We start from the raw sequence: 15,092 nt of genomic DNA, 5'->3' as shown, positions 1-15,092 counted from the left end.
TTTGAATTAATTTTATAATTTTATGATATAAAATACCTAATTATGAAAAATTTTAAAATTATTTTATTTTTTATTTTATTTTTTGGCAATTTGTATGTTGATAATATTTATGCTCAAAATATTTACAATTTAGAACCTATTCAAGTAGTAGGTTCAATGAATGGTTACAATACTTCATCAATTTTCAATACTCAATATAGAAAATTATCCACCAATTCTTCCAATCCTACTGATGGTAGAGGCCAGTGGAAAAAAACTTTTTCGGTTTTTCAAAATGATGGAGATTTTTTAAATTTGAATATGAATGGCGGTTCTGGAAATGGTTTTCTTTTTATATCAGGACCATCTAACAATAGATGGCAGAATAAATGGGTTTTTTCCAATATAGGTCAAGCGACTATAAATCAAGTTAATAATGTATCAGCATACAATTATGGTAATGATATGGGGCTTAATTTAAGTCAACAAGGTTATTATACTTTTGTTTTTAATGATTGTGGTTATACAAGTTTAAATTCAAAATATTTTATAAGTTTCACATCAGAATATCCTATATCTGTTTCAAATATTGGTCATGCAGTTAATGATAACTATTGCGTCGTAAATATAGAATCAAATAAATCCCCATCATTTGAGGAAAAAGTTTATGTAAGATATTGCACTGGAGTTAATGATTTTACTTCTCAAACTCATGTTGTTCAAGCGACTGGAAATGACACCAATTTGATTGCTAATATACCTATTCAAGATTGTAACCTGCCCATTTATTATTATATTTTCACAAGTACAAGAACGTTAGTTGAGTTAATAAATGATACCGAAATTAATAAAACATTATCTGTAATTAATTATGATGATAATTTTGGAGACAATTATCAATATTTGCCTCAACCTAATTATTTTTATTCAGATTTAGATGGAGATGGTTATGGTTCTGGAGAATTAGTTTCATTTTGTGAGTCTTCTGCTCCGGCGGGTTATTCAGTAAACAATACGGACTGTGATGATACCAATGCTGATGTATGGCGTACAGGAGATTTCTATGTGGATGCGGATGCAGATACATATGGAACAGGAGAAGCGGTTTCTTTATGTTATGGATCAGCTACGCCAGCAGGCTATGCTATGAACAATACCGATTGTGATGATAATAATATTATGTTATGGCAGTCAGGCTTATTGTATGTGGATTCCGATGGAGATGGATATGATAATGGATCTGCAACGGTTTGTTATGGTGCTTCTATTCCAGAAGGGTATATAACTTCTACTCTAGGTTCAGATTGTAATGATGCGGATACGGCTATTCATGAAGCGGTTCAGTATTACGTAGACGCTGATGGTGATGGTTATGGTTCTACAACAACAGCTATGTTGTGTGAGTCTTCTGCTCCGGCGGGTTATTCAGTAAACAATACGGACTGTGATGATACTAATGCAGATGTATGGCAAAGTGGAGATTTCTATGTGGATGCGGATGCAGATACATATGGAACAGGAGAAGCGGTTTCTTTATGTTATGGATCAGCTACGCCAGCAGGCTATGCTATGAACAATACGGATTGTGATGATACTGATGTGTCGGTTTGGCAGTCAGGATTGTTATATGTTGATGCTGATGCTGATGGATACGATGCGGGACAAACTTCAGTATGTTACGGGTCAGAAATTCCAGTAGGTTATGCTATTTCAACAAACGGTTCGGATTGTAATGATGCGGATTCGGCTATTCATGAATCGGTTCAGTATTATGTAGACGTTGACGGTGATGGTTATGGTTCTGTAGCAACAGCCATGTTGTGTGAGTCTTCTGCTCCGGCGGGTTATTCAGTAAACAATACGGACTGTGATGATACTAATGCAGATGCATGGCAAAGTGGAGATTTCTATGTGGATGCGGATGCAGATACATATGGAACAGGAGAAGCGGTTTCTTTATGTTATGGAGCAGCTACACCAGCAGGCTATGCTATGAACAATACCGATTGTGATGATAATAATATTATGTTATGGCAGTCAGGCTTATTGTATGTGGATTCCGATGGAGATGGATATGATAATGGATCGGCAACGGTTTGTTATGGTGCTTCTATTCCAGAAGGGTATATAACTTCTACTCTAGGTTCAGATTGTAATGATGCAGATACGGCTATTCATGAATCGGTTCAGTATTACGTAGACGTTGACGGTGATGGTTATGGTTCTGTAGCAACAGCTATGTTGTGTGAGTCTTCTGCTCCGGCGGGTTATTCAGTAAACAATACGGACTGTGATGATACCAATGCGGATGTATGGCGTACAGGAGATTTCTATGTGGATGCGGATGCAGATACATATGGAACAGGAGAAGCGGTTTCTTTATGTTATGGATCAGCTACGCCAGCAGGCTATGCTATGAACAATACGGATTGTGATGATACTGATGTGTCCGTTTGGCAGTCAGGATTGTTATATGTTGACGCTGATGCTGATGGATACGATGCGGGACAAACTTCAGTATGTTACGGGTCAGAAATTCCAGTAGGTTATGCTATAGCAACAAATGGTTCAGATTGTAATGATGCTGATACTTCTATTCATGAAGCAGTTCAGTATTACGTAGACACTGATGGTGATGGTTATGGTTCTACAACAACAGTCATGTTGTGTGAGTCTTCTGCTCCGGCGGGTTATTCAGTAAACAATACGGACTGTGATGATACCAATGCGGATGTATGGCAAAGTGGAGATTTTTATGTAGATGCTGATGCAGATACTTATGGAACAGGAGAAGCGGTTTCTTTATGTTATGGAGCAGCTACACCAGTAGGCTATGCTATCAACAATACCGATTGTGATGACAGCAATATTATGTTATGGCAGTCAGGCTTATTGTATGTGGATTCCGATGGAGATGGATATGATAATGGATCGGCAACGGTTTGTTATGGTGCTTCTATTCCAGAAGGATATGTAACCTCTACTCTAGGTTCAGATTGTAATGATGCGGATACGGCTATTCATGAAGCAGTTCTATATTACGTAGACGCTGATGGTGATGGTTATGGTTCTACAACAACAGTCATGTTGTGTGATTCTACGCTTCAAGAGGGTTATTCAGTAAACAATACGGACTGTGATGATACCAATGCAGCTGTATGGCGTACAGGAGATTTCTATGTAGATGCGGATGCAGATACATATGGAACAGGAGAAGCGGTTTCTTTATGTTATGGAACAAACACGCCAGCAGGCTATGCGACACGCGCAGGAGACTGTAACGATTCAAGTGCATCGGTTAATCCGGGAGCTACCGAGATATGTGGTAACGGAATAGATGACAATTGTAATGGAAGTATTGATGAGGGTTGTGTTGTTTATTCGCAAGTTCAGTCTTCACAATGTGGAGTTACTATAGGAAGTTTATCTACTGCGATTTATGCAAACATGATAAGTGGAGCTACGTCCTACACATTTGAAGTAACGGAAGGTTCAACTGTACGAGAGTTTACCCCATCTTCTGGATTACGTTACTTTAATTTAAATCAGTTAACCGGAGGGTCGTTATATGCTACTACGTATAGTATTCGAGTTAACTATTTAAAATCAGGAGTTTGGAGTGGATATGGTCCTTCATGTGAAGTGACTACGCCTGCAGTTCCAACGAGTAAAGTACAAACCTCACAATGTGGAGTTACTTTAGCGTCATTAGGGACACAGATTAGTGCAAATTCAGTAAGTAATGTAACGACATATCGATTTGAAGTTACAGATGGATTAACTGTTTCTACATACGATTCAGCTACACGTCAGTTCCAATTAACACAAGTTTCAGGTTTATCATTGCGTTATGCAACTACCTACCAGATACGCGTTAAATTATTGATTAATAATGGGCAGTGGAGTGAATATGGAGAGTCATGTGATGTTACCACTCCGTCATTACCATTAACTAAGGTTCAAACTTCACAGTGTGGAGTAACAGTTGCAGCACGAGAAACGTTGATTTATGCAGATGCAGTAACAGGAGTTTCAGGATATAGATTTGAGGTAACACGACCAAACAATACAGTTGCGGTAGTAACTACGGCATCGGGTAATGATAGATCGTTTAGTTTAAGTCAAGTTGCGGCTGATTTTGGTGAGGCCTATTCTGTTCGAGTAGCGGTATTGAACAATGGAGTTTGGGGAGAATATGGTACAGTGTGTACAGTATCAGCACCAGATCCATTGACTCAAGTTCAAGCATCACAATGTGGAATAACATTAGGTTCGTTAACTACTCCAATTTATGCAGATGCTGTTTCAGGAGCGACAAGATATCGTTTCCAAGTAACACGAGGATCAGAGGTTAGGGAGTACACCACAAGTTCGGGTTCTATACGTTACTTTAATTTAACCCAGTTAGATGGTGGGTCAAATTTTGGAGCGGCTTATTTTGTAAAAGTTGCGGTAGAGTATAGAGGTTCATGGAGAGCTTATGGAACAGGATGTTATGTAACTACACCAACACCAACCACTAAAGTTCAAACTTCACAATGTGGAATTACTTTAGCATCATTAAATACGATAATTTCAGCCAATTCAGTATCGAATGTATCGGCTTATCGATTTGAGGTAACAAAAGAAGGTGGAGAGGTAAGGACATTTGATTCTAGTACACGTCAGTTCTATTTAGCACAATTGAATCGAGGAAGTGAATTTGCTACTTATGCTACAACTTATAGTATTCGAGTTGCACTTAAGAGTGGTGGAAGTTGGATGGAATATGGCGAGTCATGTAATGTGACAACTCCATCATTACCAACAACCAAACTTCAAGGGGCATATTGTGGTAGAACTAATGTTACACCAGGAAGAAGATTGTATTCAAGTAGAGTTTTAGGAGCGTCTGCTTATCGTTTTAGAATAACCAATGGGTTAGATCAAGCGGAATATACAACTGCTTCAGCAAGTGTGTATTGGTTTACGATGAATGATGTTGATATACCATATATTACAGGTACTACTTATAATGTAGAGGTAGCGGTACTTAATAATGGTGTTTGGGGTCCTTATGGCGATGTATGTACAATAACAACACGAGGCACAGCACCAACAAGTAGAGAAGAGGTGGTTAAAGAGGATGATTCCCCAAGTAAAGTTATCTTTGCAGTTAAGGGTTATCCAAATCCATACACGTCTTACTTTACAGTATCGTTAGAAACGCCAAGTACATCTATGGTTTATGTTAGGGTGTTTGACATGACAGGAAAACTAATTGAAGATCGAGAAGTGGCACCGTCACAATTAGAAGAGCTACAATTAGGTTCACAATGGGCATCAGGTGTTTACAATGTTATTGTAGCACAAGACGACCAATTGAAAACCATACGCATGGTTAAACAAGAGTAGTGATGTAGGAAAAGTGCTCAAAGCACAACACACACTTCATTATAAACAAGAGGAGGCTGTCGTAAGACAGCCTCCTTTATTATAATCATTAATGCAGTTTGATTGAAATCTCAAGGAATTATTAAAAAAAGTAAAAAATTTTAACTTTTATATTCTGGATACCACATAAATATTATTATTTTTGAAAGGATTAGGCCTATTATTACTTTAAAAATTATTTTTTATGAGACTATTATCTCTGATTTTTATTATTTTATTATTTAATGGTTCCATATTGGCGCAACAAAATTCTTTTTCTTTTACACAAAATGGTTTGTCTGCATTTGTGAAGGAAGATTTTCAACATATTAATAAAAAATTATTATTTCAACTAACTTTGGAATGGCTACGTTTACCTTCTCAAAAAAATAAAATTCATATAGTATCAACTAAAGAAAATCAATTGATTTGTTTAGAAGATATAAAGTTCAAAATTTTGTGTGATAAATATTTAGAGGATTTGAATTGTTATGATGTTAAATCTACTATTGAAATTTCTTTTTTTGAAACCAGTTATACCATTACAGTTGTAAAAATGGAAATATACATACCCAGTGAAAATAAATGGGTTAATTTTTCATTAAAACCTGATCAAAAAAATAAGTATTTCAAGAAAAATGGAACTATACATACCCGTTATATCATGTATCCAAGTACTATTTCAAGCATTTTTAATTCTTTTAATGAGAATTTAAAAAAATATATAGTTAATTCAATGTAAATTGTACAGAGACATTGCGCATGAATTGGAACGCAGATGATACAGGTTTGCTTGTAGAAAGTGTTTTAAGAGGCGAATATTTTAGTTACACAAAGTAGTATTAAGTTTTGCACAGAGTTACATGGAGTTTTTTTAATTGGATTGTGTTGAGCGAGTACCACAGAGACGTTTCACTTATTGTAGTTTTCCAACACTAGTTTGTTATGTTGGCAAGCAACTCTTGAATAAGTGATTGACGATTGAATAGTAATTCTTTATGATTTTGATTTTAGGAATACAGATTGAATAAATTGAAATCATCTTTAAAATTTTTATTACTTGTTAAAACACATAGGGATATAGTTTTTACACTGAACTATACGGAGAGTTTTTTGATTTGAATAAGTTGAGAAAGTTACGCTGTCAAAATCTTTTGACGTTTACATATTTGGAATATGGATGAACAGATTTTCTTGTGTAAAGTGCTGAAAGAGGCGAATATTTTAGTTACACAAAGTAGTATTAAGTTTTGCACAGAGTTACATGGAGTTTTTTTGTCCCGAAGCTTCGGGATGGATTGTGTTGAGCGAGTACCACAGAAACGTTTCACTTATTGTAGTTTTCCAACACTAGTTTGTTATGTTGGCAAGTAACTTTTGAATAAGTGATTGACGATTGAATAGTAATTCTTTATGATTTGGATTTTAGGAATACAGATTAATAAATTGAAATCATCTTTAAAATTTTAATTACTTGTTAAAAACACATAGGGACATAGTTTTTACACTGAACTATACGGAGAGTTTTTTGATTTGAATAAGTTGAGAAAGTTACGCTGTCAAAATCTTTTGACTTTTACATATTTGGAATGTGGATGAACAGATTTTCTTGTGTAAAGTGCTGATAGAAGTGAATATTTTAGTTATACAAAGTAGTATTAAGTTTTGCACAGAGTTACATGGAGTTTTTTTAATTGGATTGTGTTGAGCGAGTACCACAGAGACGTTTCACTTATTGTAGTTTTCCAACACTAGTTTGTTATGTTGGTAAGCAAATCTTGAATAAGTGATTGACGATTGAATAGTAACTATTTATGATTTGGATTTTCGGAACACAGATTGAAGAAATTGAAATCATCTTTAAAATTACTTTGCATGCTTTGCGAGAAACTTGGTTCCCGAAGTTTCGGGATTTGCGTTGAAATTTACAACGAGCTGAACAGAGTTTATTTTAAGTGGATTGTGTTGAGAAAGGTACATAGAGGGCGCTGCGCTAGTTGTTTAAGGTTTCAGGCTTTTTGGAATACAGATGAAAAAATTGAAGTAATCTTTAAAATTTAAATGCTTAGATATCAATAGAAATTCATTGATTCGATTGTTATCCTGATTTTGTCGAAGGCTAATGAAATGTTTTACACCGAGCTCACGGAGTTTATTTGAAGTGGATTGCGTTGAAAGAGATACACAGAGCGTTTCACTTTTGTACTTGCCTTTTAACTTGTTCTTGTTATGGAACACAGATGGAAAATATGGAATAAATTTTTAAAATTTATTTAAGTCTTTTTTTAAATTCATAGACACATTATTTATGTTTAGTGATACTTCTAAATATTGATTTAAAGAAAATGTACTTAAAATACCATTATAATTAATTGTCTTTTTTGGCGTAACCAATATTTTTTAATCTAATCTAAAGTTTTTTTTAGTTTATTTTATTATAAGAGAGATTTTTTTTAAAATTTTAAAGATAAAATATTTTAGCGTGCGCTTTTTTGATGACATGTTTGTCATAACCTCACTAAATTGTACTAAATTGATTCAAAACACTACTTGTTTTGTTTTTTTACTTTTTTTAACTTTAGAAAAAACATTTTTATTATGGCTAAAGTTATTTCAAAATTAAAATTAAGTGGTACTATAGATGGTATTACGTTCTACAAATGTTCTGATCAAGTATTGGCACGTGAAAAAGGATCTCCTGGTATTACTAAAAAGCAATTTGCAGAAAACCCTATTTATGACTTTATCAAAAAACAAAGTTCTGAATTTGGGTATTGTGTTAATAAGTCACGCGTTTTTCGTCAACTAGCCAAGCCTTTATTTGATCGTGCCAAAGAAGTTTCTTTTGCAGGTCGAGTTAATCAATTGTTGTTTGAAATTTTAGAAGAAGACACCCTTAATCCAAAAGGAAAAAGAACTTTGGAGCAGGGGCTTGATCAGCCTGTGATAGATGATTTGTTGTTGCATTTTGAAGGAAATAAATTACGACCTTTAAAACGTGTTTTAAAACTTCCTGTAATTTTTGATTGGAAGCAAAATACCATTTCTTTAACATCGCTTCATGTAGATCGAGATATAGTATGGCCCACTCCTGAAGCTAATCAAGTTCATATTCAAGTTGGTATTGCTGATTGGGATTATAAAAACGATACTTTCGAACATCATTTCAGTAATGAGATTGTTCTTAAGCGGGATGAAGATATTGCTTTTCCTTTATCGTTTATTCTGGAGCCTTTATCTGCTCGTAATTTATGGGTTGCTTTTTTATTTATTGGTTTTTCAAATAAAGAACGTAGAAAGACTAAGTTTCTTCACAAGAAATGGAATACGGTTACTATTATTGGAGTACAGAAGTAATTTTTTAGGCATTGATTAAAAAATCAAAAAATACAAACATCTATATTCAATTTTTTTATTCACAAAGAGTCATACGTTTTTTTTAAAAGTTTTTTATTGTGATTTTTTTGCTTCAAATTATTGATTTTTGGAACATATATGGTGAAAATTGAAGGAATCTATAAAAAAACTTTGTTTGTTTTTGAAAAACTTGGTTCCCGAAGTTTCGGGATTTGCGTTAAAATTGACATCAAGTTACACGGAGTTTATTTGAAGTGGATTGTGTTGAAAGAGCTACACAGAGCGTTTCACTTGTTTTGTTTACATATTTCTTATTGCAACAACTGAAGGATGATTGAATAGTAACGATTTTTGATTTATGAAGTAAAAACTTTAATTCGTAAAGTAGTAGCCTACTGCGAAGGAATTTTCTATTTGGCGGAATGAACTATTTGAAGTATTAGCTGTTATGTCTTCTTACTGTCTTGTGGTTAAGTTTTACACCGAGTTACATGGAGTTTATTTGAAATGGATTGCGTTGAAAGAGCTACACAGAGCGTTTCACTTGTTTTGTTTACATATTTCTTATTGCAACAACTGAATGATGATTGAAGAGTAACGATTTTTGATTTATGAAGTAAAAACTTTACTTCGTAAAGTAGTAGCCTACTGCGAAGGAATTTTCTATTTGGCGGAATGAACTATTTGAAGTATTAGCTGTTATGTCTTCTTACTGTCTTGTGGTTAAGTTTTACACCGAGTTACATGGAGTTTATTTGAAGCGGATTGTGTTGAGAGAGCTACACAGAGCGTTTCACTTTTGTACTTGCCCTTGAATATGCTCTTGTTTTGGAACACAGATGGAAAAAATTAAAGTAATCTTTAAAATTTAAATGCTTAGATATCTATAGAAATTTATTGACTCAATTGTCATCTTTATCTTGTCGAAGGCTAATGAAGTGTTTTACACCGAGCTGCACGGAGTTTATTTGAAGTGGATTGTGTTGAGAGAGCTACACAGAGCGTTTCACTTGTTTTGTTTACATATTTCTTATTGCAACAACTGAATGATGATTGAAGAGTGACAATTTTTGATTTATGAATTAAAAACTTTAATTCGTAAAGTAGTAGCCTACTGCGAAGGAATTTTCTATTTAGCGGAATGAACTATTTGAAGTATTAGCTGTTTTTGTCTTCTTACTGTCTTGTGGTTAAGCTTTACACCGAGCTCACGGAGCTTATTTTAAGTGGATTGCGTTGAAAGAGATACACAGAGCGTTTCACTTATTTGAGTTTTCTAACCACCAGTTTGTCGTGCTGCTAAGCATCTCTTATAAAAGTGATTATAGATTGGAGGCTAACGTTTATGGAAATACAGATTTAAGAAATTGGAATAATTTAATCAAAGCTAAATTTCTTAGAAGGAATTGTCCCCTCAAGAGCCTATTCCGTCACACGGAAGTTCCGACACTTCGGAATTAAGGGGTGTAAAAAATAGCAACTAAAAAGCAAACAACTTATAAATCTAAAGACTTTATCAGTTCTAATAAAAATGTAAAAACAAATCGTCTAAACGGTGTTTGAGGCTCTCGAAGCCACCGTTAAAACTGAAACTAATTACGGAAAACTGACCAAAAAAGCACTAATGCAGTGCAAAATTAACAAAAAAACGCACTATAGTAGTGCGTTTTTTTGTTAATTTTGCATAAAAATAAGAAGAATGGATGCATTATTTGAATATTCAAATCGTTTAATTGCTGGAGTAAGTACCTCGTTTACAAGGTATTTATATGATCAAATTAACTGGAAAAACAGACTAATTGGGATTGTAGGACCACGCGGTGTTGGAAAAACCACCTTAGTTTTGCAATACATCAAAAATCACTTAGATCCTCGTCATACTTTATATGTTACAGCGGATGATTTTTATTTTGCTAAGCATCGTCTCTCTGAGGTAGCTTCCAATTTTGTCAAATTTGGAGGAACACATTTCATTATTGATGAGATACACAAGTATCCTGATTGGTCAAACGAATTGAAGCTAATTTATGATTATCATACTAATTTGCAGTTGATATTTACAGGCTCTTCCGTATTAGATATTAAAAAAGGAAGTGCTGATTTAAGTAGGAGAGCCGTACTTTACCCAATGCAAGGTTTGTCTTTTCGAGAATATTTATTGCTATTTCATAAAATAGAAGTGCCAAAGCTTACGCTAGAAGAAATTGTAACACGTCCGTCAAGCGTGATTTCAGTATCGCATCCCTTGCTTTTATTTGCAGATTATCTTAAAACTGGATATTATCCTTTTGCTTTAGAGCCTGATTTTGATATAAAGTTATTTCAGGTGATCAACCAAACATTGGAGAGTGATATTCCTGTATATGCCGATATGAATGTATCGACAGGGAGAAAGTTGAAACAGCTTATGGCTATTGTTGCCGAAAGTGTTCCTTTTAAGCCTAATATGAGTAAAATAGCGGAGATATTGTCAATTAGCCGAAACAATATATCGGATTATCTTTTGTATATGGAAGAAGCGGGCATGCTTTTGCAATTGCGAGATGAAACTCATGGGATTAGAGGATTAGGGAAAGTAAATAAAGTATATTTAGATAATACCAATTTGGTCTATAATTTAGCTTATGAAAACCCAAATAAAGGAAACATTAGAGAGACATTTTTCTTGAATCAATTACGAGTTCATCATCAGGTTGTTGCTTCGAAAAATGCTGATTTTAAAATTGGAACTATGGATTTTGAAATAGGTGGTAAAAACAAAAGCTTAAAACAAATAAAGACAGTTGGAAATGGCTATGTTGTTAAGGATGATATTGAAAGTGGCTTTTTAAATACAATCCCTTTATGGTATTTTGGTTTGATGTATTGATTTTTTGCCTTTGAGTACCTCAGGTAACGGTTTCAGTAGTTCTAATGGAAATAATAGGATAATGAATTGTCTAAACGGTGGCTGAGGCTCTCGAAGCCACCGTTAAAACGGAACTAATTACGGAACACTAACTAACGAAGCCACCGTTGTTTGAGTTTTATTTTGTTTGGAACACGGATTAAAATAATTGAAGAAATCTTAAAAATAGTAGCGTAACATCCCCCTGCCCCCTTCAAAGGGGGAATTTTATTCTAAGAGGTTTTGTGTTATATAAATGCATATTTTACTAATTGTAGCATATTTTCTTATTGAAAAAAGTAAAAGTAAAAAGTCAATAGAAGGATTATCCCCTCGAGAGCCTGTTCCGTCAAACGGAAGTTCCGAACCTTCGGAATATAGGGGTGTAACATAATGCAACTGAAATACATAAAAATAAACACATAAATTAGCGCCCTTAGTGTCTTTCTTGTGCCCCTAGTGGTTAAACACCAAATTCAACTGAAAATTCTAAAATCAAATTACTACAGCAGTATTGACCCTATGATATCTTTTCCAACCCTTAGTTGAAATTGACCATCGACCACTAATTAATAACAACTATAAAGTACGACCTAAAATTGTTATAAATACTCAAAATAAACAAGCTCTTTACCTTACTTTTTTGTATTTTTGATTTCAAATCAATGTTATGTTGTTTAAGCAAGTGCGTATTGGTAAGAATGGGGTTCCCTTTGTTCTTTATAAATTCAGAAGTATTCCAAAAGATGGGGTTAAACCAACTTCTTTTGGGCGTTTTCTTAGACGTACTAAACTTGATGAACTGCCACAGCTCTATAATTTGATTAAAGGAGATATGGTGTTAATTGGGCCAAGACCTGATGTGCCGGGATATGCTGATCAATTGAAAGGTGCTGATCGTTTTCTTTTGCAAGTAAAACCTGGGATTACGGGTTTGGCTTCTCTAAAATATAAAAACGAAGAACAGTTACTTGCTAAACAAGAGGACGCTCTAAGTTATAATGATACGGTTATTTGGCCTGATAAAGTTCGAATAAATATATGGTATCTTTACAACCGTTCTCTAAAATTGAATCTGATTATCCTAGCTACTACCTTTTTAAATCTTCCTCTAGATGTTGATGCCCTTATCCAAAAAATAGAAGATAGAAAGAAAAAGTGTACGCATTAATAGATGGAGAATTTGTACCAATTCGTGCTATTCGTTAATTTATTTCATTTTTCATAAAAAAAAACAAATTCTAGTAAAAAATCCAACCTTTATTATTATAGATATTCTTGCCAATTCGAGTAATTCGTGTTTGAAATTCATTTTACGAGCATCGAACTTTTAATTTTAAAATTGTAGCAATATTTGGGTTGTTTTACTAACTTCAAACATTCATAAATTCAATTAGAAAATACTATATTTGCTAAAATTAATAATTAGATATGAATTCTACTAAAATATGGTTGTCATCCCCGCATATGGGTGGAGGGGAACAAAAATACGTGCAAGAAGCTTTTGATACCAATTGGATTGCTCCATTAGGACCTAATGTTTCTGGATTTGAACAGGATTTGGAACGTTATTTAGGAGGTCAATGTCATGTTGCTGCTTTAAGTTCGGGTACGGCAGCACTTCACTTAGCTTTACTGGTTTTAGGGGTGCAAGCTGGAGATGAAGTTATTTGTCAGAGTATGACTTTTTCTGCTTCTGCGAATCCTATAGTTTATTTAGGCGCTACCCCTGTTTTTATAGATAGTGAGACTACCACCTGGAATTTGTGTCCAATTGCTTTAGAAAACGCTATACAAGATCGTATTCGTTTGGGTAAAAAACCAAAAGCAATTGTTGCTGTGCATCTGTATGGTGTTCCTTTTCAAGTGGAAGCCATTCAAGCCATTTCTAAAAAATATGAAATTCCAATTATAGAAGATAGTGCAGAAGCTTTAGGGAGTTCTTATCAGCAACAAAAATGTGGAACTATAGGCGATATAGGAATTTTATCCTTCAATGGTAATAAAATAATTACAACCTCTGGTGGAGGTGCTCTTGTGGCGAAGGATTCTAAGATAAAAGAAAAAGTAGTTTTTTGGGCAACTCAAGCTAGAGATCAAGCACCACATTACCAACATTCTGAGATTGGATACAATTATAGAATGAGTAATGTTTGTGCCGGAATTGGAAGAGGACAAATGGAAGTTTTGGAGAATCATGTGCAAGCTCGTCGTGCTATGCATGCTTTTTATCTGGATATTTTTAAAAATATAGAAGGAGTTACTGTTTTTCAAGCTACTTCTGAATCGTATGCCAATTATTGGTTGTCTGCTATTATTGTAGAGGAAAGTAAAACGAATGGCATTACCCGAGAACAGCTTCGTTTGCTTTTTGAAAAGGAGAATATTGAATCAAGACCTTTGTGGAAGCCAATGCATTTGCAACCCGTTTTTGCTAACTGTCCTTATTATGGAACTCAAATTGCAGCATCTCTTTTTGAAAAAGGATTGTGTTTGCCTTCAGGATCCAATTTAACGGACATGGAACGAGATAGGATTCAAAAAGTAGTAGCAGACTTGTTTTTAAATAATTCTAATGAATTATAGGAATAGGTCCAGTATTATATTTTTTATGATGTCTTCATTTTGAAATCCAAAATAGATTTGATAGTTTTGTCAACTTAATTCAGTTATAATGAAAAAAAAGATAGTACTAGTACTAGTGGCATGTGTTGTAATGTTAACTTCTTGTGTTTCAAAAAAAGAAATACTCTATTTAAATGATTTAAAAGCTAGTGATAGTGCTAATTTTCAATGGTCAGATGTCATTGTGCAACCGAATGATATTTTAAGTGTCAAAATTACGGCTGAAGATATGGAATTGGCATTGCCGTACAATTTATCTCCTGTAATTGGGGCGCAACAAAATATAAATGGTGCTCAGTTGTTATTGCAAGGATATTTGGTGTCTAATGAAGGCGAAATCAATATTCCGGTGTTAGGAACTATTCTGGTTAAAGGACTGACTTATACTCAAATTGAAGAGAAAATTCAAAAGGAGTTAACAGAGAAACAATTACTTAAAAATCCCGTAGTGGTTTGTCGTATTGTAAATGCTAAAGTCACCATCTTAGGAGAAGTACGAAGTCCTGGAACCTATACTTTTTATGAAAATAATTTAACAATTTTGCAAGCATTAGGATTAGCTGGCGACTTAAATATCACAGGGGTGCGTAAAAATATCAAAGTCGTTCGTATGGAAAATAATCAGCAATTGGTGGGTGAAATTGATTTGACCCAAAAAGATTGGATGAATTCTCCTTTTTACTTTATCAAACCCAATGATGTAATTGTAGTAGATCCGAATACTGCAAAAGTAAAATCTGCCGGTATCATTGGTAATGCAGGTACTTTACTAGGTACTATTTCCGTTATTTTATCTTCCTTTTTAATTATTAGAAGCCTTTAATTTATTCGC

7 protein-coding genes are annotated in these 15,092 nt (G+C 34.2%); all 7 read left to right on the top strand.

The window, feature by feature from the left end; all coding sequences use genetic code 11:
* Positions 1-42 precede the first annotated feature (42 nt).
* Positions 43-5,373: a MopE-related protein gene (locus LOS86_RS11205; RefSeq protein ID WP_231842190.1), complete on the top strand. Its 5,331-nt coding sequence runs from the start codon at positions 43-45 to the stop codon at positions 5,371-5,373.
* Positions 5,374-5,596: 223 nt separating this feature from the next.
* Positions 5,597-6,133, top strand: coding sequence for a hypothetical protein (locus tag LOS86_RS11200; protein WP_231842189.1), 537 nt, complete (start codon positions 5,597-5,599; stop codon positions 6,131-6,133).
* A gap of 1,856 nt (positions 6,134-7,989) precedes the next feature.
* On the top strand, positions 7,990-8,748 hold the full coding sequence (locus LOS86_RS11195; RefSeq protein ID WP_231842188.1) for a hypothetical protein: 759 nt from the start codon (positions 7,990-7,992) through the stop codon (positions 8,746-8,748).
* A 1,699-nt stretch (positions 8,749-10,447) separates the two neighbouring features.
* Positions 10,448-11,617, top strand: a complete 1,170-nt coding sequence (locus LOS86_RS11190; RefSeq protein ID WP_231842187.1) for an ATP-binding protein — start codon at positions 10,448-10,450, stop codon at positions 11,615-11,617.
* 688 nt (positions 11,618-12,305) lie between these two features.
* A complete protein-coding gene (locus tag LOS86_RS11185) occupies positions 12,306-12,806 on the top strand; it encodes a sugar transferase (protein ID WP_231842186.1) in 501 nt (166 codons plus the stop codon).
* Between the two features lie 260 nt (positions 12,807-13,066).
* Entirely contained in the window at positions 13,067-14,221 is a 1,155-nt protein-coding gene (locus LOS86_RS11180) for a DegT/DnrJ/EryC1/StrS family aminotransferase (RefSeq protein ID WP_231842185.1), read from the top strand.
* 88 nt (positions 14,222-14,309) lie between these two features.
* The gene (locus tag LOS86_RS11175) at positions 14,310-15,083 is read left to right on the top strand and encodes a polysaccharide biosynthesis/export family protein (protein ID WP_231842184.1); all 774 of its coding nucleotides are present in this window, start codon (positions 14,310-14,312) and stop codon (positions 15,081-15,083) included.
* Positions 15,084-15,092: the final 9 nt, after the last annotated feature.

The organism is Flavobacterium cyclinae, assembly GCF_021172145.1.
Taxonomy (GTDB): Bacteria; Bacteroidota; Bacteroidia; order Flavobacteriales; family Flavobacteriaceae; genus Flavobacterium; species Flavobacterium cyclinae.
The sequence above is the reverse complement of the archived record's forward strand: the minus strand, read 5'-3'. Positions and strand labels throughout refer to the sequence as shown.

Bases quoted from the DNA above. Each gene is read 5' to 3' on its own strand.
- LOS86_RS11205 (WP_231842190.1), top strand. From the start codon at position 43: ATGAAAAATTTTAAAATTATTTTATTTTTTATTTTATTTTTTGGCAAT.
- LOS86_RS11200 (WP_231842189.1), top strand. From the start codon at position 5,597: ATGAGACTATTATCTCTGATTTTTATTATTTTATTATTTAATGGTTCC.
- LOS86_RS11195 (WP_231842188.1), top strand. From the start codon at position 7,990: ATGGCTAAAGTTATTTCAAAATTAAAATTAAGTGGTACTATAGATGGT.
- LOS86_RS11190 (WP_231842187.1), top strand. From the start codon at position 10,448: ATGGATGCATTATTTGAATATTCAAATCGTTTAATTGCTGGAGTAAGT.
- LOS86_RS11185 (WP_231842186.1), top strand. From the start codon at position 12,306: ATGTTGTTTAAGCAAGTGCGTATTGGTAAGAATGGGGTTCCCTTTGTT.
- LOS86_RS11180 (WP_231842185.1), top strand. From the start codon at position 13,067: ATGAATTCTACTAAAATATGGTTGTCATCCCCGCATATGGGTGGAGGG.
- LOS86_RS11175 (WP_231842184.1), top strand. From the start codon at position 14,310: ATGAAAAAAAAGATAGTACTAGTACTAGTGGCATGTGTTGTAATGTTA.